At 31.8% G+C, this 21250-nt stretch carries 19 protein-coding genes; 13 read left to right on the forward strand and 6 right to left on the reverse strand.

Features of this window, described 5'->3' with window-relative positions; translation table 11 throughout:
- Window positions 1–46 precede the first annotated feature (46 nt).
- Window positions 47–445 (reverse strand): hypothetical protein, encoded by a 399-nt coding sequence (locus HXZ74_RS12340; protein WP_286475666.1) that lies wholly within the window; start codon window positions 443–445, stop codon window positions 47–49.
- A 131-nt stretch (window positions 446–576) separates the two neighbouring features.
- On the opposite strand from HXZ74_RS12340, the gene HXZ74_RS12345 reads away from it, so the two are divergent.
- From HXZ74_RS12345 to HXZ74_RS12395, 11 genes are all read left to right on the forward strand, one after another.
- Complete coding sequence (locus HXZ74_RS12345) at window positions 577–1905, forward strand: amidohydrolase (RefSeq protein WP_038332683.1); 1329 nt, start codon at window positions 577–579, stop codon at window positions 1903–1905.
- Window positions 1906–1948: 43 nt separating this feature from the next.
- On the forward strand, window positions 1949–2620 hold the full coding sequence (locus tag HXZ74_RS12350; protein ID WP_038332680.1) for an ankyrin repeat domain-containing protein: 672 nt from the start codon (window positions 1949–1951) through the stop codon (window positions 2618–2620).
- Between the two features lie 6 nt (window positions 2621–2626).
- Window positions 2627–3871: an amidohydrolase gene (locus tag HXZ74_RS12355; RefSeq protein ID WP_115001831.1), complete on the forward strand. Its 1245-nt coding sequence runs from the start codon at window positions 2627–2629 to the stop codon at window positions 3869–3871.
- A 64-nt stretch (window positions 3872–3935) separates the two neighbouring features.
- Window positions 3936–4400: a hypothetical protein gene (locus HXZ74_RS12360; RefSeq protein WP_115001833.1), complete on the forward strand. Its 465-nt coding sequence runs from the start codon at window positions 3936–3938 to the stop codon at window positions 4398–4400.
- A gap of 216 nt (window positions 4401–4616) precedes the next feature.
- Window positions 4617–7181 carry an FtsK/SpoIIIE family DNA translocase gene (locus HXZ74_RS12365; RefSeq protein WP_286475668.1) on the forward strand — a complete coding sequence of 855 codons (2565 nt, stop codon included), beginning with the start codon at window positions 4617–4619 and terminating at the stop codon, window positions 7179–7181.
- A gap of 33 nt (window positions 7182–7214) precedes the next feature.
- Window positions 7215–7844 (forward strand): outer membrane lipoprotein periplasmic chaperone LolA1, encoded by a 630-nt coding sequence (gene lolA1, locus HXZ74_RS12370; RefSeq protein WP_038332673.1) that lies wholly within the window; start codon window positions 7215–7217, stop codon window positions 7842–7844.
- A 3-nt stretch (window positions 7845–7847) separates the two neighbouring features.
- Window positions 7848–9308: an LptF/LptG family permease gene (locus tag HXZ74_RS12375; protein ID WP_286475670.1), complete on the forward strand. Its 1461-nt coding sequence runs from the start codon at window positions 7848–7850 to the stop codon at window positions 9306–9308.
- Between the two features lie 9 nt (window positions 9309–9317).
- Complete coding sequence (gene ribB, locus HXZ74_RS12380) at window positions 9318–10442, forward strand: 3,4-dihydroxy-2-butanone-4-phosphate synthase (RefSeq protein ID WP_286475672.1); 1125 nt, start codon at window positions 9318–9320, stop codon at window positions 10440–10442.
- An 83-nt stretch (window positions 10443–10525) separates the two neighbouring features.
- A complete protein-coding gene (locus HXZ74_RS12385; RefSeq protein ID WP_286475675.1) occupies window positions 10526–10984 on the forward strand; it encodes a hypothetical protein in 459 nt (152 codons plus the stop codon).
- 36 nt (window positions 10985–11020) lie between these two features.
- Window positions 11021–11524 (forward strand): hypothetical protein, encoded by a 504-nt coding sequence (locus tag HXZ74_RS12390; protein ID WP_286475677.1) that lies wholly within the window; start codon window positions 11021–11023, stop codon window positions 11522–11524.
- Window positions 11525–11545: 21 nt separating this feature from the next.
- Window positions 11546–11965, forward strand: a complete 420-nt coding sequence (locus tag HXZ74_RS12395) for a hypothetical protein (RefSeq protein WP_286475679.1) — start codon at window positions 11546–11548, stop codon at window positions 11963–11965.
- Between the two features lie 51 nt (window positions 11966–12016).
- On the opposite strand, the gene HXZ74_RS12400 is transcribed toward HXZ74_RS12395, so the two are convergent.
- The 3 genes from HXZ74_RS12400 to rpsA form a co-directional block, all read right to left on the reverse strand.
- Window positions 12017–13024, reverse strand: a complete 1008-nt coding sequence (locus HXZ74_RS12400; RefSeq protein WP_280062089.1) for an EamA family transporter — start codon at window positions 13022–13024, stop codon at window positions 12017–12019.
- Between the two features lie 14 nt (window positions 13025–13038).
- A complete protein-coding gene (locus tag HXZ74_RS12405; protein ID WP_038332665.1) occupies window positions 13039–13515 on the reverse strand; it encodes an Lrp/AsnC family transcriptional regulator in 477 nt (158 codons plus the stop codon).
- Between the two features lie 193 nt (window positions 13516–13708).
- Window positions 13709–15535, reverse strand: coding sequence for a 30S ribosomal protein S1 (gene rpsA / locus HXZ74_RS12410; protein WP_115001847.1), 1827 nt, complete (start codon window positions 15533–15535; stop codon window positions 13709–13711).
- 241 nt (window positions 15536–15776) lie between these two features.
- Between rpsA and HXZ74_RS12415 the strand changes: the two genes are divergently transcribed.
- Window positions 15777–17408 (forward strand): ABC1 kinase family protein, encoded by a 1632-nt coding sequence (locus tag HXZ74_RS12415; protein ID WP_286475682.1) that lies wholly within the window; start codon window positions 15777–15779, stop codon window positions 17406–17408.
- A gap of 77 nt (window positions 17409–17485) precedes the next feature.
- Here the strand turns inward: HXZ74_RS12415 and HXZ74_RS12420 are convergent, their stop codons facing one another.
- Together HXZ74_RS12420 and smpB are read right to left on the reverse strand one after the other, a co-directional pair.
- Complete coding sequence (locus HXZ74_RS12420; RefSeq protein ID WP_286475684.1) at window positions 17486–18988, reverse strand: OmpA family protein; 1503 nt, start codon at window positions 18986–18988, stop codon at window positions 17486–17488.
- Window positions 18989–19054: 66 nt separating this feature from the next.
- Window positions 19055–19507 carry an SsrA-binding protein SmpB gene (gene smpB / locus HXZ74_RS12425; protein WP_038332657.1) on the reverse strand — a complete coding sequence of 151 codons (453 nt, stop codon included), beginning with the start codon at window positions 19505–19507 and terminating at the stop codon, window positions 19055–19057.
- A 66-nt stretch (window positions 19508–19573) separates the two neighbouring features.
- On the opposite strand from smpB, the gene HXZ74_RS12430 reads away from it, so the two are divergent.
- Window positions 19574–21196: an ABC-F family ATP-binding cassette domain-containing protein gene (locus tag HXZ74_RS12430; protein ID WP_038332655.1), complete on the forward strand. Its 1623-nt coding sequence runs from the start codon at window positions 19574–19576 to the stop codon at window positions 21194–21196.
- The last annotated feature ends 54 nt before the right edge of the window (window positions 21197–21250 follow it).

Genomic DNA, 21250 nt, shown 5'->3' on the forward strand with positions numbered 1-21250 from the left:
CTGAACTCGTTATAGTGTACTCAAACTCTTTTCTCTTCTTTTTATACTACAATTTAAGATTTTCAAATCTAAAGGAACTTAAATTTTTAAAAATCAATACTCCATTATTTAATTCAATTGGTAAATCAGTTATTAATGTCACATAATAATTTCCTAAATATTGGTTATCTTCATTAAAAATTAAAATTTTATTTGTTGCTCTCTTTGATAATCCCCAAAATAATGTTGAATTCATTATTTTATATATTTTTCCTGTATTCACTTTTACATCACCTAAATAAGTAAGATGAGTTTCTGTTTCAGTATTTGCTTTCCATTTTCCGAACACAAACTCTTCTCCTTTTATATTATTTTTCAATACTTTCAATTGAATATCAGAATCTATAACTTGTGAATTTCCAACAAAACAAAATCCAATAAAAAAGAAGATTAATATTTCTTTCATTTTTTAGTACTTCTAATAGAATATAATCTCTAAAATACAAAAAAAGATAAATTCCACAAGCATAAGCAGTTTTTATGATAGTTTAGTGGACATAATTTCAAGTACTTTGTTTAATACAAATAAAGGCAATAATGAATAACAATATATCTCGCAAAGATTTTCTTAAAAATTCAGCTTTAGGATTAGCAGGATTTTCACTTTTACCAGGATTTTCACAAGCTGCACCAGATTTTCAATTAGATAAGACGAATGTAACAAAGCCAGGAAATTTCATCCTAAAAAATGTTCGTTTAGAAACAGGTTTCGAATATGAAAACGACGAAATCATTGGTACAAAAACAGATCTTTTTACAATTGAAATTTCTAACGGAAAAATCAAAAAAATCAGCCCAAATCAACCGAATGCAAAAGCTATCGATGCAAAAGGTTTGTTGATGTTACCATCTTTCAAAGATATGCACATTCATTTAGATAAAACCTTATATGCAGATAGATGGCGCTCAGTTCGTCGTTCTGGAGGAATCAAAGGAATGATTGAATTAGAACAAAAAGTTTTGCCTGAAATGTTGAAAAAATCTACCTACAAAGCAGAAAAACTGATTGAATTATTACAATCGTACGGAACAGGTTTTGCGCGTAGCCATGTGAACATTGAACCAACTTCTAAATTAGATTCATTGAAAAATTTAGAAATTGCTTTGGCGAATAAAAAAGATTCATTTGGAGCTGAATTGGTTGCTTTTCCTCAACATGGTTTATTCTACACCGATTCGATGCCGTATATGAAAGAAGCTGCTAAAATGAACATCGATTTTATTGGAGGTTTAGATCCTACAAATGTTGATGGCGCAATCGAGAAAACAATGGATGCAACAATTCAATTAGCGTTAGATCATAACAAAGGAATTGATATTCATTTGCACGAATCAGGAAAATCTGGTCATGATACCATTGACTATTTAATCAAAAAAGTAAACGAAAATCCACAATTAAAAGGAAAAACATTCGTCAGTCATTCTTTTGCATTAGCAACTTTAGATAAATCAAAACAAGAAGCCATTGCCGAACAATTGGGTGCAGCGCAAATCGGAATTGTTTCTACGATTCCTTTCGGAAGCTTAGTTATGCCAATTCCAACTTTATTAAAACATGGTGTAACCGTAATGACAGGAAACGACAGCATTGTGGATTATTGGAATACGTTTGGAACAGGAAGTGTTTTACAGAAAGCAAATCTTGCAGCACAGTTATACGGACAAAGTTCTGAATTTGGTTTATCAAGAATGTTGAAATTAGCAACCGCAGGACCAATTCCATTGAATGATAAAGGTGTACAACAATGGCCAAAAGAAGGCGATGATGCAAATATTATCTTGATTGATGCAAGTTGTTCTGCAGAAGCGGTTTCGAGAATATCACCTGTTCGTTCCTTAATTGTAAAAGGAAATATTGTCTATTAATTCAAAACTTCGTCATTCAAAATCATTCAAACTATAAATCATTATGAAATCAGTTTTAATTTTAATGTTTATGATGACAACGGTTACAGCATGTCATTCAACTCCAACAGAAGATTCAAATACAGAAATTATGAATGAAAAAGATATTGTAAAAGCAGTTAAAAATAACAATTTACAATCTGTTAAAAACTTATTAGAAAGTGGTGAAGATGTCAATAGCATTGATAGTAGCAAGCGTTCGTTATTGTTAATTGCAACTAATAATTCAAATATAGAAATCGCAAAATTATTGGTAAAACATGGCGCAGATGTTAATCAGCAAGCCGATAATCAAGATAGTGCATTTTTATATGCAGGCGCAAGTGGACAAACAGAATTAGTGAAATTATTTTTAGATCATGGCGCACGTTTTGATGTATTTAATCGTTACAATGGTTCTGCTTTAATTCCTGCTTGTGAGCGCGGACATGTAGAAACGGTACGATTATTAGCCAATACCAAAAATTATCCTGTAGATCATGTGAATCGTTTGGGTTGGACTGGATTAATGGAAGCCATTGTTTTGGGTGACGGAAGCAAAAAATATCAACAAATTGTTCAGATATTAAAAGATGCAGGTGCAAAAATGGATATTCCAGATTCTGATGGAGTAACGCCTTTGCAACATGCACAACAAAGAGGTTATAAAGAAATTGTAGCCATTATTAAATCATAAATCATCATGCAAACAAATTATAAAACAATCGCAAAAGGAAATTATACCTTAAAAAATGTACGATTAGAAACAGGTTTTATTGAGGATGAATCTGGAATTATCGGAACAAAAACCGATTTATTTTCGATTGAAATAAAAGATGGTAAAATAGCAAAAATAAGTGCTAAAAATCCTCAATTAACAGATGCAATTGATGCAAAAAGATTGTTAATGTTGCCTTCTTTCAAAGATATGCACGTTCATTTGGATAAAACATTGTATGGCTTACCTTGGCAAGCGCTTTCGCCAAAACGAAGAACAGTTGCGGATATGATTGCGTATGAGCAAGAAATTATTCCAGAATTGTTAAAAACTTCAGTTGAGCGTGGCGAGCAATTAATCAATTTATTACAACATTACGGAACTACTTATGCGCGTACACATTTCAATGTTGACACAACTTCTGGGTTGAAGTCTTTAGAAAATTTAGAAAAAGCCTTAGAAAATAAAAAGGAAACATTCAGTGCCGAATTGGTTGCTTTTCCTCAACACGGTTTATACTATACCGATTCTGCTTCGTTGATGAAAGAAGCTGCGCAATTAAAAAGCGTTGCTTTTGTTGGTGGATTAGATCCTTTCAGTATTGATAAAAACATCGAAAAAGCAATTGATTTTACGGTTCAATTGGCTTTGGATCATAATAAAGGAATCGATATTCATTTGCATGACACAGGAAAAGAAGGAATGCGTACAATTGAATATTTAGCTGAATTAACGATAAAAAATCCTCAATTAAAAGGAAAATCATATGTAAGTCACGCCTTTGCTTTAGCACATTTATCAAAAAATGAGGAACAAGAAATTGCAGAAAAATTAGCCGAAGCAAAAGTTGGAATTGTTTCTTCTGTTCCTTTCCGCAATAAAGTCGCCATGCCAATTCCTACTTTGGTAAAAAATGGTGTTGAAGTTTTAATAGGAAATGATAATGTACAAGATTACTGGAGCACGTTTGGAACGGGAAATATGTTGCAAAAAGCAAATTTGATTTCAGAATTATATGGTTTAGAAACTGAATATGATTTATCGAGAAATTTAGGTTTTGCAACAAAAAACATTACGCCATTAGACAACAAAGGAAGTCAACAATGGCCAAAAACTGGTGATAATGCTGATATCGTTTTGATTGATGCAAGTTGCTCTGCTGAAGCGGTTGCAAGAATGTCGCCTGTTTTAGCTTTAGCGCACAAAGGAAATTTAGTTTGGAAGAATTAATCAGAAAGAAACAATCGTTATATTTTACTATATTAGTACATTGTTTAAAATTAATGCGATTAAGATGAAGTTTACTTTTATAATTTTTATTTTACTACTATCAATAAATAATTACGGACAACAAACTATTTCGAAAAGTGAGGTTATAGATGCTAAGATAGAATTGTATGAAAATAAAATTGATTCTAAGCTAAGAGAACTTGATTTGAAAGAAGATAATTTAGAATTAAGCAAACAAAATGTCGCTGATATTATCAATTTTCATAAAGAAGGAATGGAGGAATTTCATCGAACTTTGAATTATTTATTGGTTGTGATGGGAATTATTGTTTCGGTTGTCATCGCTGCTGCAGGTTATTATCTAGAACGTTTTAACAAGAGAAAATCATTAGAACTCAAAAAAGATATTGATGCCTTGAAACAATCGATGGAAGAAAGTCTTGAAAAAATTAAGAAAGAATCTGAAATAGAATTAAATCTAATTCGTGCAGAAGCCAAACGTCAAATGAATCATTTCAAAAATGATTAAGCAAAAAAACAGACTAAATAATCAAATATTCAAAACTGAGTTAGATACAATATCTAACTCAGTTTTTTATTTTTTCTAAATCATTTCTAATAATAATCAATCATAGATAGCAAATTGAGTTAAAATTGATTGCGATTTTAGTAAATTTAAATACTTTTCGTTAGATTCGTCTGTCAAAGATTTATTATTTTTGCCTCAATTATACTCAACCTTAAAATGGCTATAAAAAACACGCAGGAAGTCCCAAAAACTCCTAAAAAACAAATCGTCAAAACAATTATAGGTATACTGTTTTTAGTAATCGGTTTATTACTATTGGCTTCGTTTATCTCTTATTTTTTTAATGGTTTTATGGATCAGAGTCAAATCTCTGATTTATTAGACAAAAGTCAAACCGCCGAGAATATCTTCGGGAAGTTTGGCGCATTATTAAGCGAAACATTCATTTTGCAAGGAATTGGAATCGTTTCATTTTTTGTCCCAGTTTTCTTTATCCTTTTGGGAATTAAAGTGGCTACAAATTGGAAAAAAATTAAACCTTTCACAACGCTTTATCAAAGCATTTTCTTCATGATTTGGTTGCCAATATTTTTTGGTTGCATTTTACCAACTCAACATATGCTTTCTGGCGTAATGGGATTTGAAATTAATGATTTCCTAAATAGCTTTATTGGTAAATGGGGTGTAATTTTATTGCTTTTCGTTAGTTTATTGATTTATTGTGTGATTCATTTCCGAATGACGTATCAATCTATCCAAGAAAAAATGGAAGAACGTGCGAAACAAAAAGAAATTGAGCGCATAGAAAAAGAGCAAGAAAAAATCAAGAGAGAACAGCTTGAATTAAGAAAACGCAAGGAAAAAGAAGAACAAGAAAAGATAAATAAATTCAATCAAGATGCCGAAAAGCAACAAGAAGATAGTTTATCGCAAGAATTAGAATTAATAGAACAACAAGAGAAAGAAGCAATTCAATCTCATAAAGTAAATCCAAACGAAGCATTTCATCAAGAATTTAAAATTAATCAACCAAAAGAGGAAGAAACAATCGAAGAAACTCCACTTAATATTACAGAATTAGTGGTTGAAGATTTGGCAGATCATGAGGAAGAAAATAATCAAGTAGATTTTTTATCAATTAATGATGAAGAAAATTTCGAAACAGAAATTCAACCAACTCAAAATTCTTCTGAAAATGGATTAGAATTAAAAGTTCAACACGTTGATGAGGAAGAAGAATTTGAAGCGACTTCTGCTCGATTAGTACAAGAACAAGGTGAGTACAATCAACGTTTAGATTTGCCAAATTATCAATTTCCTCCTATTTCATTGTTAAAAAAATATGACAACGGAAATACGTTAATTGATCAAAAAGAATTAGAAACGAACAAAAATAGAATTGTCGAAACTTTAGGAAACTACGGAATCGGAATCGATGAAATTTCAGCAACAATCGGTCCTACAGTTACATTGTACGAAATTGTACCAAAAGCTGGTGTTCGTATTTCTAAAATCAAAAATCTTGAGGACGACATTGCTCTAAGCTTGGCTGCGCTTGGTATCCGTATTATTGCGCCGATTCCTGGAAAAGGAACAATTGGTATCGAGGTTCCAAATTCTAATCCTTCGATGGTTTCCATGCATTCGGTAATTGCTTCGCAAAAGTTCCAAAATGCTGATATGGAATTACCAATTGCTTTCGGGAAAACAATTACGAACGAAACCTTTGTTGCCGATTTAGCAAAAATGCCTCACTTGTTGATGGCTGGTGCAACGGGACAAGGTAAATCGGTTGGTTTGAATGCAATTATTGCTTCGTTAATCTATAAAAAACATCCATCTGAATTAAAGTTTGTGATGGTCGATCCTAAGAAAGTTGAGCTTACTTTATATTCTAAAATAGAGCGTCACTATTTAGCAAAATTACCAGATTCGGAAGAAGCAATTATCACAGATAATACAAAAGTAATTAACACATTAAATTCACTTTGTATTGAAATGGATGATCGTTACGAATTATTGAAAAATGCTTTCGTTCGAAATATCAAAGAATATAACGCGAAGTTCAAACAACGTAAATTAAATCCAGAAGCAGGTCACAGATTCTTACCATATATTGTATTAATCGTGGATGAATTTGCAGATTTGATTATGACAGCTGGTAAAGAAGTTGAATTACCGATTGCTCGTTTGGCTCAATTAGCTCGTGCCGTTGGTATTCACTTGATTGTTGCAACTCAACGTCCGTCTGTAAATGTGATTACAGGAACAATTAAAGCCAATTTCCCTGGTCGTGTCGCTTTCCGTGTAACGTCAAAAATAGATTCGAGAACGATTTTAGATTCGCAAGGAGCTGATCAATTAATTGGTAAAGGTGATATGTTATACACAACTGGAAACGAATTAGTACGTTTACAATGTGCGTTTGTGGATACACCAGAAGTGGATAAAATTACCGAATTTATTGGTGAACAACGTGGTTATCCAGATGCGATGCATTTGCCTGAATATGTTGGTGAAGAAGGTGGTTCTAATTTAGATATTGATTTATCTGATCGTGATGTACTTTTTGAAGATGCTGCAAGATTAATTGTAATGAATCAACAAGGTTCTGCGTCTTTATTACAACGAAAATTAAAATTAGGATATAATCGCGCCGGACGATTGATTGATCAATTGGAAGCTGCCGGAATTGTTGGTCCTTTCGAAGGAAGTAAAGCTAGACAAGTGTTGATACAAGATGACATGAGTTTGGAACAGTTGTTGAATAATTTGAACTAAAATTTATTAAAAACAGATAGAAAATTAAATTGTATGAAAAAGATAATCTATTCTTTCATACTCTTATTAGTAGGGGTTGGAACATTAAACGCTCAATCAGCAAAACAAATCTTAGACAAAGTTTACGCTAAATATACCAACGCAAACTCGTATTACATCAAATTTGATTTTAGCCATAACGCAAATGGAAAATCAACAAGTCGTTCGGGGGAAGTTTTTGCAATGAAACAAAAATTTAACTTGAATGTAGGCGACATCAACCAAATTTTCACAGGAACTAAATTATATACAATTGCAAAAGATGATAAAGAAGTCACTATTTCTGATGCATCTAACACAGATGATTTCTTAACACCAACTAAAGTTTTGAACACGTATCGTACTGATTTCAGCTACGCTTTAACAGATAAAAAAACCGTTGGAGGAAAAACAATTCAGTATATAAAATTAACGCCAACTAAAACTTCTACAATCAAATATTCGGTTTTGGGAGTGAATACTGCGAATAATGAAATCTACGATTACAAGGAATATGGTAAAAATGGAGATACAACATCAATCGTTGTAAAAGATTACGTTCAAAATTTACTTATTCACAAAAGTTACTTTAACTTTGACCAAAAGAAATATAAGTCGCAAGGCTATATGATTACTCAATTATAATCAATGTTAAAAAAACTTGACTGGTATATAATCAAGACCTTTTTAGGTCCATTTTTTTTCATATTTAGTGTTCTATTTTTCATCTTTATCGTGCAATTTGCATGGCAACAAATGGAAAAATTTGTTGGAAAAGGTTTAGAATGGTACACTATTACCGAATTACTTTTTTGGTTAGGAATTAACGTTATTCAGCTTGTATTACCGCTTACAATCCTTTTAGGGTCTATTATGACCATGGGAGGTTTTGGAGAAAGATACGAATTAGCAGCAATGAAAGCATCTGGAATCTCACTTACCAGAATCCTTGCTCCATTGTTTACGTTAGTCGCTTTAATGTCTATTGGATTGTATTTTTTCGGAGACAAAGTGATGCCTTATTCCCAACAAAAAGCGCGAACAATGTACTTCAATATCTTACAAACCAAACCAACAGTAAGTATGAAAGAAGGTGTTTTTATCGAAACCGTTCCCGGATTTCAGATGAAAATTAATAAAGTTTCGGGCGAAAATTCAGAAAAATTAGAAGACGTTTTTGTACATCAGAATGCACCTTTTGGAGAAAATACGATGACAATTATTGCGAAAAAGGGAAATCTTGCACCAGATAAAAATGATAATCATTACTTGAAAATGGAACTTTTTGATGGAATTGCTTATACTGATAACATCAAAAATAAAAACTTTGATCAACGCAAACGTCAAGAAAATCAATATACGAAATTTGATACATTAAACTATTATATTGACATTTCAGATATTTTAAATTCTGGTAAAGACGAAGATCCAGGAAACTCTTACAAATACTTGGACGGAAAAGGTTTAAGACATCTTATCGATTCATTAAACACAGATTACAAGAAGTATTATAAAGATTTGAAAACGAATATGTTTAATCAAAACTATTTCTATTCAATCAAAGTAAAAGATATTGATACGGTAAAAACAAATATGATTTTTGACTTGAAAGAGCGAAATCGTCAAGAACAAGATCAAGTGCTTAATCAAGCTGTACAAATGGTAAATCGTGATCAAGAAAATATGACGTTTTCTGAACAAGAAATTGTAAACAGAGAAAAGTTATATTCAAAAGTAAATATTCATTACCAACGAAATTTCTCGTATGCGGTAACTTGTATTATTTTCTTTTTGATTGGATCATCTTTAGGTGCAATCGTAAAAAAAGGAGGAATTGGAATGCCAGTTGTTATCTCAATTATCATTTTCGTTATTTATTTTATCCTTAATTTCTCGGCAGAAAATATGGCGAAAAACGGAAAATTAGATCCAACTTTTGCCGCTTGGGCAGCGAATATTATTGCGCTTCCATTCTCTATTTTGTTTAGTTACAAAGCCAATCAAGATTCTGGATTATTTGACATCAGTATTTACGTTGATCCAATTGTAAAATACTTTAATAAGTTTAAGAAAACAAACAAAAACGAGGAGCATTCTCGTTATCAATAACATAAAACAATGGAAAATAGATCATCTCAATTAAACACAATTGAAGAAGCTTTAGAAGATTTAAAACAAGGAAAAGTTATCATTGTAGTTGACGATGAAGATCGTGAAAATGAAGGAGATTTCCTATGTATCGCCGAATTTGCAACGCCAGAAGTCATCAACTTTATGGTTACGCACGGACGCGGATTGGTTTGTACACCACTTACACAACAAAGATGTAAAGCATTAGGTTTGGACCTTATGGTTGGACACAATACAGCGATTTACGAAACTAATTTTACGGTTTCTGTAGATTTACAAGGTCACGGATGTACGACAGGAATTTCGGCTTCGGATCGTTCCAAAACTATTAAAGCTTTAATTGACGAAAATACAAATCCAGATGATTTAGGAAAACCAGGACATATTTTCCCATTAATTGCAAAAGATGGTGGAGTTTTGGTTCGCATGGGACATACAGAAGCTGCTGTTGATTTGGCGCGCATGGCGGGACATTATCCTGCTGGATGTATTGTCGAAATTTTGAAAGAAGATGGAGAAATGGCTCGTTTGCCAGAATTGTTAGAGATTGCGAAGAAATTTGATCTTAAAATTGTTTCGATTGAAGATTTGATTGCTTACCGATTAGAAAATGAATCGTTAGTAAAACGAATCGAGCAATTTCCAGCAAAAACAAGATTCGGAGAATACGAATTAATCGCTTATCAACAAACAACAAATAATCAAGTTCACTTCGCTTTGAAAAAAGGAAAATGGACAAAAGATGATGTGGTTCCAGTTCGTGTAAAATCAACAAATAGCTACTATGATTTGTTTAGCGCTTTACAAAACGGTGAAACACCATTGTTAGAAAAAACGATGAACATCATCAACGAAGAAGAAAGAGGTGTTGTAATTTTTATTAATAACATTCAAAATTCTGAATTGATTGAACAAAAATTAGAGATTTTCAAAAGTTTTTCTGAAGGAAAATCCAAATCAGGTGTTTTATCAGCCGATGAAAAAGATCACGGAATTGGCTCTCAAATCATCAAAGATTTAGGCATCCAAAAAATGAATTTGATTACGCGTACTTTAGAAGAACCACATACAACACAATATGGTTTGGAAATTGTAAAATGCACTAAATTGTAAAAGATAATTTATCCAACATATACAAAAGCAGTTCTGAAAAGAGCTGCTTTTTTTTGTAGATTTAACTACTAATTATCACACCTATGAAAATAAAATTAATTTTCACATTAATTATTCTGTCGTTCTCTATTAATAGTTATTCGCAAAACTTCATTAATTATAGAGAAATTGTATTTCGAAATTTTCAACAAGAATATAAAGGTCAAAAAAATATATTTTTAGATTTGAATCCTGATATCTACAATGCTACAAATTGTTTTAATGAAGAAAAGAAATTAATTCTTAATACAAATGATTTAGAAAATGTTATAAACAAAAGTATTGTTGATTCTAAAAAGTTTAAAATTATATCTCAGAAAAAATATCCTTTAATAACTATTTCAAACTCTTATATCTTTGAAAATAATTATGACGATTTATATGTATCACTAAATTATTATTTAGATAAAAACAATGTAAAAACTAGAACTTATAAATTATCCAAAACAGGAAAAATTAAAGATAATTGTCAAATAGATTTAGGTTTAATTTATTCTCATTAAGATATTTATAACTTATAACACTGCAAAACATTCATTATGTATAAATATTTATTCGTAATTATTATTTTCCTTTTCAATACAAGTTTTTCTATTGCTCAATCTCAAGAAGAAAAAAGGGCTATTGAACATTTTGAACAAAAATATTCTGAACAAAACTTTAAAAAACCTAAAAAAAATGTACAGAAAATATCAGAATACAAGTACAAATATAATAAAGATACTATCTCTATAAGCGCAAATCCTGAATTAAAATTACTTTTGGAAAACAATTTATTATATCCATTTTACAAAGATAAAGATGGAATTTCTCGTACTTATATTATTAGAAATTTACAAGAAATAAAAACTATTTCATCCTCAAAAACAAAACGATTCAGCTTATGGTTAAACACTGCTTGTAGAAAAGATTTGAATAAAATTTGCCTGATTAATCCACGTATTTACTATATAGAAGTAAAATGTGACAAAAACTGTAACGAACAAAGTTTTTACAAAAATGCAAGATTAACTTATTTAGGAAAAGGAGGTATTATTCTTTAAAAGATAGTAAAACAAAAAATTATGACAATAGAAAAAATTGAAACCGAATTTATTATTGATGATGGATTTCCTTCTCCTAAAATAATTTCTAACTCTAATAATCTTTATTTAAATTTTAGAGTTGATGATGAAAACTATGAAACGATTACTTTAAAATTTCTTAACCATCATCTATACAAAATAGGTTATCCAGGAAATGAAACTCTTTATTATCATCCTTATAGTATTTACGGAATTAATTCGTCTGAGATTTATTTGATAAAAGATTCAGATTGGATAAATGAATTAAAAGAAATCGATAAAAACCATCCTTATTTTAATGAGGATAAATGGAATTCTTTAAATCATTATGTAATTACTTTTCATGATGATTTATTCGAGTGTATTGCTAAAAGCTTTGAAATTACAAATGATATAAATTTTGATAAAATTGTACTATAAAAAAAGCTTCTCGCGATCGAGAAGCTTTCTTATTAATAATCATCATAATATTTAATGCGCATAATGTTTACGAGAAACAAAATGCAGAATTTTCTGAACTAATTTTGTGTTTTTATAAAGATTCCAGTTCATTAATAAAACACTGAACAAAATTACTGCCAAACCGTAAATTTGCAAATGAGTTACGACATCATCTGTAAAAAAATAACTCAATGCAACGGCTACAATAGGGTTTACATACGCATATGTAGAAACTTCCACAGCTGGTCGGTATTGCAACAACCAAACATATGATCCAAAAGCAAGAATTGAGCCAAAAGTCGTTAAATAAGCCATTGCCAACCAATCTTCTGTCGCTACATTCGCAAAATTAAAATTAGCATATTCTCCATTGAAGATTGCAACTGTATTAAACAAAACTCCAGCAGTAATCATTTGCCAAGCCGTTTTGACCATGATGTTCAAATCTTCTTTTGGTTTCGTAACTTCTTTTTTCTGCTTTTCTGTTACATATTTTGAATACAAAGAACCTAACGTCCAAGCAATCGAACAAAAGATAAGAACAATCAACCCAATCATATTTAAGAATTGTTGATCTGCATCTGCATGCACAGTGGTTGTTTGTTCATAGAATAACATCAAAACACCAACAAAGCCTAACAAAACGCCTAAAATCGTAGGAATACTTGAAAAATTTTGTTTCCATTTCGGTTTATCTAATACAATAAACCAAATCGCTGCCGATGCTGCCATAATTGCAACAATTCCACTTGGTAAAAATTGTTCGGACCAAATAATCCCAGCCATATCAATAAACAACAACATAAAACCTGTAAACATACATTGTTTCACAATTTGTTTATCCCACAGCTTGTAACCTTTCAGTTTACAATATCCCATTAACATTGTGCTCGCCGCAATAAAGCGAAACGAACCCAAAATAAACGGACTAAAACCATGCAAAGCCTTATCTATAAAAAAATAAGTTGATCCCCAAACTACATAAACCACGAAATACGCTGCAATAATCAGCCACTTACTTGGTTGATTCCCTTTCATTCAATCTCTATTTTTTAAATCGTTGGTATAACGATATTTTGTTCTTCTTTTATTGTTTGTAAAACTATAGTTGTACGCGTAGAAGTGATTCCGCCAATTTTACTCAAATGTTTGCGCATCAATTCTACCAAACCTTCGTTATCAGAAGTTCTCACTTTGATTAGATAACCATCTTCTCCAGCAATATCATGAACCTCTAAAACTTCTGGAATTTCGGCAAGTTGTCTTCCTACTGTTTCATCACCGATAATATCTACGGTTTTGATAAACATATACGAAAGTAATTTTTGTCCAACTGCCACTGGATTTATTTTTGCGTGATAAGCCAAAATAACTTGTTTATTTTCAAGCTTTTTCACTCGTTCTAATATTCCAGAAGGTGCCATTCCCAATTCTCTTGCGATGTCTGCATTGTTAATACGTGCATTATCTTGCATTAATCGCATGATTTTCAAATCAGTAGCATCTAAATTAAATTCTATCTTTTCCATTTCGACTGCAAAATTAAGACTATTTTGAATAATATTCAAAAAATATATCAAAAATTGTATGTTATTCTTGATATTATTTTAAACTTTAAATTAAATTCATTTTAATTCTATAAAACAATATCATTATTCAAAAGAAAAGGCTACTCAAAAATGAGTAGCCTTTCTATTATTTTAAAAAATTTTGGTTAGAGAATTAGTTTCCTCCTTCTTCCATTTTCTTTTTCAATTCTGCTAATGAATCGATATCTCCTAAAGTAGAAGTTTCGATTGTGTTAGATGAATTGTTGTTATTGTTGTTAGATGATCTCTCAGCTTTAACTTCTTCCTCACGGAAAGTAGCTGTGTGAGAAACTACTACACGACGGAATTCTTTGTTGAACTCGATAACTTTGAAAGATGTTTCTTCACCTTTTTTGATACGAGATCCGTCTTCTTTCTCTAATGTACGAGCTGGAGCGAAAGCTTCAACATCAGCATCTTCGAATTGTACTGTAGCACCTTTGTCAAATACGTCAACTGCTTTACCTGTGTGAACTGTACCTACTGCATATTTAGCTTCGTACTGATCCCATGGGTTTTCAGTTAATTGTTTGTGACCTAAAGATAAACGACGAGCTTCTACGTCTAATTCTAAAACTACTACGTCTAAGATATCATCAACTGCACAGAATTCTGATGGGTGTTTGATTTTCTTAGTCCAAGATAAGTCAGAGATGTAGATTAATCCGTCAACACCTTCTTCTAATTCTACGAATACACCGAAGTTAGTGAAGTTACGAACTTTACCTTTGTGAGTAGAACCTACTGGGTATTTAGTTGTAATATCTGTCCAAGGATCTGGAGTTAATTGTTTGATTCCTAAAGACATTTTTCTTTCTTCTCTATCTAAAGTTAAAACTACTGCTTCAACCTCATCACCTACTTTTACGAAATCTTGAGCAGAACGTAAGTGAGTAGACCATGACATTTCAGAAACGTGGATTAAACCTTCTACACCTGGAGCAACCTCAACGAATGCACCGTAGTCAGCTAAAACAACTACTTTTCCTTTAACTTTATCACCAACTTTGATATCAGCATCTAAAGCATCCCAAGGGTGAGCTTCTAATTGTTTAATACCTAATTGGATACGAGATTTATCTTCGTCGAAATCTAAGATTACAACGTTGATTTTTTGTCCATCTTCTAAGATTTCAGATGGGTGATTGATACGAGACCAAGATAAGTCAGTGATGTGGATTAAACCGTCAACACCTCCTAAGTCTACGAATACACCGTAAGATGTGATGTTTTTAACTTCACCTTCTAATACTTGTCCTTTCTCTAATTGAGCAACGATTTCTTTTTTCTGAACTTCGATATCTGCCTCGATTAACGCTTTGTGAGAAACTACTACGTTTTTGAATTCTGGGTTGATTTTAACAACTTTGAACTCCATAGTTTTTCCTACGAATTGTTCGTAATCACGGATTGGTTTAACATCGATTTGAGAACCTGGTAAGAAAGCTTCAATTCCGAATACGTCAACGATCATACCACCTTTAGTACGAGCTTTGATGTAACCGTTAACGATTTCTTGAGAATCGTGTGCTTTGTTAACAGCATCCCATGCATTTAATGTACGAGCTTTTTTGTGAGATAAAATTAATTGTCCATTTTTATCTTCACGTTGATCAACCATTACTTCAACGATATCCCCAACTTTCAAGTCTGAGTTGTAACGGAATTCGTTTAATGAAATAACACCTTCTGATTTGAAGTTGATGTCAACGATAGCTTCTTTATCTGTAATACGTACAACTTGTCCTTTGAATACTTCATTCTCATGTAAGTCTTCTAAAGTTGTATCGTACATTTGCTCTAATTCAGCTTTTTCTTTACGATCTTCTTCGTTTAATCCTGATTCGAAAGATTCCCAATCAAATGATTCTGGCGCTACGTTTGCATTAGCAGACGCATCTAATACTGGAGTGTTTAATACAACTTCTTGTACTTCCTCTTGTTTTGTTTCTTTAGACATAATTCTAAAAATTTGTATCTCAATCTATTTTATTTCGGAATCTTCAAATGCAAATAAATGACCGAGAGATGTTTAACTTAATAATTAATCGCTTGATTCCTAAACCATTTTAGCGAGTGCAAAGATAAACAATTATATTTTAATATTTGGAATAATTTTAGATTCAACTCAAAGAAATTTAAGATTTTATAAACGAATTACACTCTTGTTTATTCGTAACTTGTAATCGAATCTCAACTTTATGGATAGTTTAAAGAAAATAAAACGATTCTCAAAAATCGTAAAAGTCGTTTCAAAATATGGTTTTGAAGAAATTCTTTCTCGTGGAAACGATTTATTTCATTCTGATCAAAATACCGAATTTTTCAACAGTTCTTTCAATCAACGATTCCGAATGGCTTTGGAAGAACTTGGTCCTACTTATATAAAATTTGGTCAATTATTAAGCAATCGAAAAGATTTGGTTCCAGATTCTTTAGTAGAAGAGTTAAAGAAATTGCAAGATAATGTTCCGCCAGAAGAAATTGACATCAAACAAAAAATTAGAGATGAATTTGGAATAGAACCAGACGAACATTTTCTTTTTATAGAAGAACAACCTTTTGCTGCTGCAAGTATTTCGCAAGTTTATCGTGCCACTTTGTTGAATGGAGAAAAAGTTGTTTTCAAAGTAAAACGATCTAATATTCAGAAAATAATTGAATCAGATTTAGCCCTGATTCGAGACATTGTTCATTTTTTGGAAAAAAAATATGAGAAACTTCAAAAATTATTCATTTCTGAAATCGAAAAATCATTTGAAAATTCAATTCTGAAAGAACTTTCATTAACCAATGAATTTCAGAACATCGAACGTTTCAGAAAAAATTTCGAGAATAGTAAAGATGTTTATGTTCCGAAAACATATGAAGATTATTCGAACAACAATTTTCTTTGCATGGAATTCATAGTAGGTTTCAAGGTAAATGATGTTGAACAGTTAGAAGCTTTAGGAGTTGACCCGAAAAAAATCGTACAGAAAGGTTTTGATATTTATTTGAAACAATTACTTGATGATGGATTTTTTCATGCTGATCCACATCCCGGAAATATTTTTATTTTAAAAGATGGACGACTTGCTTTTATAGATTTTGGTTCGATGGGAATTTTAGCCATCAACGAAAAAGAGGCTTTAGAAAATGTTGTAATTGATTTTGGATTAAAAAATCCGAAACGAATTGTTCGTTCACTCAAAAAAATGGCAATTAAACATTATATCGAAAACGAAAAACAATTAGAACGTGATATTGCAGATATTTTTGATTACTTAGAATACAATACCGTTGATACGATAGAAGTTCAAATCATCATCAAAAAATTCAATAATATTCTACAGCGAAATCATGTTTTATTACCCGAATATGTTTACATTTTACTACGCGGAATTGCGCTTATAGAAGGAATTGGACAACAATTACACGCTGATCTTAATGTGCAACGTTCGATGCGCCCTTATGCAGTAAAATTGGCTCGACAAAAATTTCATCCTAAATATTTGAGTAAAAAAGCAATTGATAATTTTAAAGATATTCAGGATTTAATCAACGATTTACCAGAAGATACCTTGAAATTAATCGAAAAAGTAAACAATGATAAATTGGCTTTAAACTTTAAGATTGATCAAATAGGTAATATTCAGAAATTAATAAAAGACAGCATTAATAAACTGGTTTTAGCGATACTTACTTTAGCTTTTGGAATTGGAGCAAGTATGTTAGCTAATACAACTGTTCGTCCTGTGATTCTAGACATGCCACTACTTTCTTGGATTGGTTATTTATTATCTATCTTTACAGCTGGATGTATTATTATATTAGTTTTTAGAAAGAAATAATAAAATTAAAATTAATAAAAATAAAATAGCCACCTCAATGAGGTGGCTATTTCTATTGTAAGCTATTCAAAGAATTATTATTTCTTTTTTGTAGCTGTTTTTTTGATAACTTTTGTTTCAGTTACTACAGCTGTTCTAGGTAATACCTCAACACGTCTGTTTCTTTGGTAACACTCTTCAGTGTTTTCAGTACATAACAATTGAGATTTTCCTAAACCACGAGCAGTTAAACGAGCTTTATCCACTCCACCTCTTTCAACTAAAATATTAACTAACGCTTGAGCACGTTTTAAAGATAATGTTTTGTTATAAGCGTCTTTACCTCTTTGGTCAGCATGTCCGTCAATGTAGAAGCTTTTTTCTTTTAAATCATCAGAATTTAAAATTTGAGCAGCTACACGTACATCTTCGTAAGAAGAAGGAACAATTTTATCAGAGTTGTATTCGAATAAAATATTAGATAAACGTTTTGCTACGTGAACTTCAGTCCATGGACATCCGTTATTTTCTTTTGGTCCTGGTACAGTTGGACAAGCATCATCTGGATCTGGAATACCATCACCATCTGTATCTGGACAACCTTGGAATTGAGGTAAACCTGGTACATCTGGACAAGCATCATCTTTATCAGGAATACCGTCACCATCTCTATCTGGCCAAGGACAACCATTGTTTTCAATTGGTCCTGGAACTGTTGGACAAGCATCGTCTTTATCTGGAACACCATCACCATCTGTATCTGGACAACCTTGGAATTCAGCTAAACCAAATTCTGTTGGACAAGCATCATCTTTATCAAAGATTCCATCTCCATCAGTATCTGGACATCCGTTTGTTGATGGATCATTTGTAGCAATACCTGGAGTATCTGGACATGCATCTTCATCATCAGGAATACCATCTTTATCTCTATCTGGTCTTCCGAAACGGAAAGTAACTCCTACTGTGTGTTGGAAGAAGTCAAAATAATTGTTTCCTCCGTAAGCTGGTAACCAGTTGTAATCAGAAGCAACGTTTAAACCAAAGTTTTTAGTAAACCAAAAGTTCATACCAGCACCTAAAGAAGCTACGAAATGATTTTTCTCTAAATCTTCAACTTCAGTTAATTGATAAGTTTCATTTCCATCACCATTACCATAGTAAGCTGTTAATGGAAATTGTAATCCTGTGTAGTCGTATCTGTGGTAACCAGCACCTACACGGATATATGGATCAAACCAAGAATCTTCTTTTAAGATATAACCATTAGCTAACTTATAACGTAAACCTAAACCAGCATTGATGAATAATTCATCTTTGATACGTAATCTGTTGTTATCAACTTCACCTACTGAAGCAGTTAAATCAACATCAAAAGATCTGTTTAAGTTACGGATGATAGATAATTTAGATAAAGGAGGAACGATATCCCAATTATCTGTTTTGAAATACTGGTTGAATGGTCCAGTGATCGAGTTGTGATCAACTGCGTGAGCACCAACTGTAATTGCCCAAGGATTCTTAGAATTCTGAGCATCTACAAAAGAATTACCCGCTAGGAATAATACTACTGCAGATAATAATAGATTAAACTTTTTCATTATCAAATATTTAGCGTTTTAAATATATTAAATTTTACTTAATTTTTATACAATTATAAGACAAATTTAAGAATTCTTTATCATTCTATCCAAATCTCTTTTCAAATCTTTTCCTTTTATTGTGTTTCTTTTGTCAAAAAGTTTCTTCCCTTTTGCCAAATATATCTTCAATTTTGCCAACCCTTTATTGTTTATAAACAGCGTGGTTGCTACAATTGTCAATCCTGTCTCTTTCGTTTTGCGTTCCAATTTTCGCAACTCAGATTTTTGTAATAAAAGTTTTCTGTCTCGTCTCGTTTTATGATTAAAGTATGTTCCCCAATCATATTCGTCAATAAACATATTAACAATATAGAGTTCTCCATCCTTCATTTGACAAAAACTTTCGGTAATCGAAGCTTTTCCCATTCGGATAGATTTTATTTCAGTCCCAAATAATTGGATGCCGGCTTCGTAAGAATCTAATAATTCATACTCAAACCTTGCACGTTTATTCTTAATCGTAACTTCTTTCTGCACTTTATTTTATTCCAATTAAAATTTGTAACTTTGCCGGAAGGTCAAACAAACATCATACCAAAAATTATGTTAAATGTTTCTAATTTATCGCTTCAATTCGGCAAGCGTGTACTTTTCGACGAAGTTAATATAAAATTTACAAATGGCAACTGTTACGGGATAATTGGTGCTAATGGAGCAGGAAAATCTACTTTCTTAAAAATATTATCAGGTGAAATCGATCCAACTTCAGGACAAGTTAGTCTTGAAAAAGGAAAACGTATGTCTGTCTTAGAACAGAATCACTTCAAATATGACGAATATACAGTATTGGATACTGTTTTACGTGGAAATAAAGTATTATACGATATTAAAGAACGTATGGATGCTTTATATGCTAAACCAGATTTTTCTGAAGAAGATGGTATCAAAGCAGGAGAATTAGGTGTCGTTTATGAAGAAATGAACGGATGGAATGCAGAATCTGATGCTGCTACATTATTATCTAATGTAGGAATCGATTCGGATATGCATTATACGTTAATGGGAGATTTAGATAATAAAGCAAAAGTTCGTATTTTGATTGCGCAAGCTTTATTTGGAAATCCTGACGTGTTAATCTTAGATGAGCCTACCAACGAATTGGACGTTAATACAATTCAATGGTTAGAGGATTTCTTAGGTAATTTCGAGAATACTGTAATTGTTGTATCGCACGACCGTCACTTCTTAGACGCGGTTTGTACGCATATTTGTGATTTAGATTTCTCTAAATTAAACCTATATTCTGGTAACTACACATTCTGGTACGAATCTTCTCAGTTAGCTGCAAAACAACGTGCACAACAAAACAAAAAAGCAGAGGAAAAGAAAAAGGAATTACAAGATTTCATTGCTCGTTTCTCTTCTAACGTTGCTAAAGCAAAACAAACGACTTCTCGTAAAAAAATGATCGAGAAATTAAATATCGAAGATATCAAACCTTCTTCTCGTCGATATCCAGCACTTATCTGGGAACAATCGCGTGAGGCTGGTGATCAAATCTTAGAAGTAAACAATTTATCTGCTTCTGTAGATGGAGAAGTTTTATTTAAAGATGCGAACATCAACTTGAAAAAAGGTGATAAAATTGGTATTTTCTCTCGTAACTCGAAAGCAGTTTCTCAATTTTTCGAAATTCTTTCAGGAAAAGCTCAGCCAGATTCTGGAGATTTTACTTGGGGAATTACAACAACACAAGCGTATTTACCTTTAGATAATACAGATTTCTTCAAAGAAGATATCAACTTGGTTGATTGGTTACGTCAATATACAGAATCAGACGATGAACGTCACGAAGAATTTATGCGTGGTTTCTTAGGGAAAATGTTATTCTCTGGAGACGAAGCTCTTAAAAAATCTTCTGTTTTATCAGGAGGTGAAAAAATGCGTTGTATGTTCTCTCGCATGATGTTATTACGTGCAAACGTATTATTGTTAGACGAGCCAACAGGTCACTTAGACTTAGAATCGATTACAGCATTGAATAATTCTTTGGTTAATTTCAAAGGAACAATTTTAATGGGTTCTCATGACCACGAATTGATTCAAACAACTTGTAACCGTATTATCGAGTTAACTCCAAACGGAATCATCGATCGTTATATGACGTATGATGAATTCTTAGATGATCCAAAAGTAAAAGAATTAAAAGCAAAATATTACGCTTAATAATTTCTTTCACCATATTTCTAAAAATCCAGAAGGTTCTACTTTCTGGATTTT

The sequence above is a fragment of the Empedobacter sp. R750 genome (genome assembly GCF_030324345.1).
Classification (GTDB): Bacteria; Bacteroidota; Bacteroidia; order Flavobacteriales; family Weeksellaceae; genus Empedobacter; species Empedobacter falsenii_C.

Excerpts from the sequence above, each read along its gene's own strand:
- HXZ74_RS12340 (WP_286475666.1), bottom strand. The coding sequence starts at position 445 with ATGAAAGAAATATTAATCTTCTTTTTTATTGGATTTTGTTTTGTTGGA.
- HXZ74_RS12345 (WP_038332683.1), top strand. The coding sequence starts at position 577 with ATGAATAACAATATATCTCGCAAAGATTTTCTTAAAAATTCAGCTTTA.
- HXZ74_RS12350 (WP_038332680.1), top strand. The coding sequence starts at position 1,949 with ATGAAATCAGTTTTAATTTTAATGTTTATGATGACAACGGTTACAGCA.
- HXZ74_RS12355 (WP_115001831.1), top strand. The coding sequence starts at position 2,627 with ATGCAAACAAATTATAAAACAATCGCAAAAGGAAATTATACCTTAAAA.
- HXZ74_RS12360 (WP_115001833.1), top strand. The coding sequence starts at position 3,936 with ATGAAGTTTACTTTTATAATTTTTATTTTACTACTATCAATAAATAAT.
- HXZ74_RS12365 (WP_286475668.1), top strand. The coding sequence starts at position 4,617 with ATGGCTATAAAAAACACGCAGGAAGTCCCAAAAACTCCTAAAAAACAA.
- lolA1 (WP_038332673.1), top strand. The coding sequence starts at position 7,215 with ATGAAAAAGATAATCTATTCTTTCATACTCTTATTAGTAGGGGTTGGA.
- HXZ74_RS12375 (WP_286475670.1), top strand. The coding sequence starts at position 7,848 with ATGTTAAAAAAACTTGACTGGTATATAATCAAGACCTTTTTAGGTCCA.
- ribB (WP_286475672.1), top strand. The coding sequence starts at position 9,318 with ATGGAAAATAGATCATCTCAATTAAACACAATTGAAGAAGCTTTAGAA.
- HXZ74_RS12385 (WP_286475675.1), top strand. The coding sequence starts at position 10,526 with ATGAAAATAAAATTAATTTTCACATTAATTATTCTGTCGTTCTCTATT.
- HXZ74_RS12390 (WP_286475677.1), top strand. The coding sequence starts at position 11,021 with ATGTATAAATATTTATTCGTAATTATTATTTTCCTTTTCAATACAAGT.
- HXZ74_RS12395 (WP_286475679.1), top strand. The coding sequence starts at position 11,546 with ATGACAATAGAAAAAATTGAAACCGAATTTATTATTGATGATGGATTT.
- HXZ74_RS12400 (WP_280062089.1), bottom strand. The coding sequence starts at position 13,024 with ATGAAAGGGAATCAACCAAGTAAGTGGCTGATTATTGCAGCGTATTTC.
- HXZ74_RS12405 (WP_038332665.1), bottom strand. The coding sequence starts at position 13,515 with ATGGAAAAGATAGAATTTAATTTAGATGCTACTGATTTGAAAATCATG.
- rpsA (WP_115001847.1), bottom strand. The coding sequence starts at position 15,535 with ATGTCTAAAGAAACAAAACAAGAGGAAGTACAAGAAGTTGTATTAAAC.
- HXZ74_RS12415 (WP_286475682.1), top strand. The coding sequence starts at position 15,777 with ATGGATAGTTTAAAGAAAATAAAACGATTCTCAAAAATCGTAAAAGTC.
- HXZ74_RS12420 (WP_286475684.1), bottom strand. The coding sequence starts at position 18,988 with ATGAAAAAGTTTAATCTATTATTATCTGCAGTAGTATTATTCCTAGCG.
- HXZ74_RS12430 (WP_038332655.1), top strand. The coding sequence starts at position 19,574 with ATGTTAAATGTTTCTAATTTATCGCTTCAATTCGGCAAGCGTGTACTT.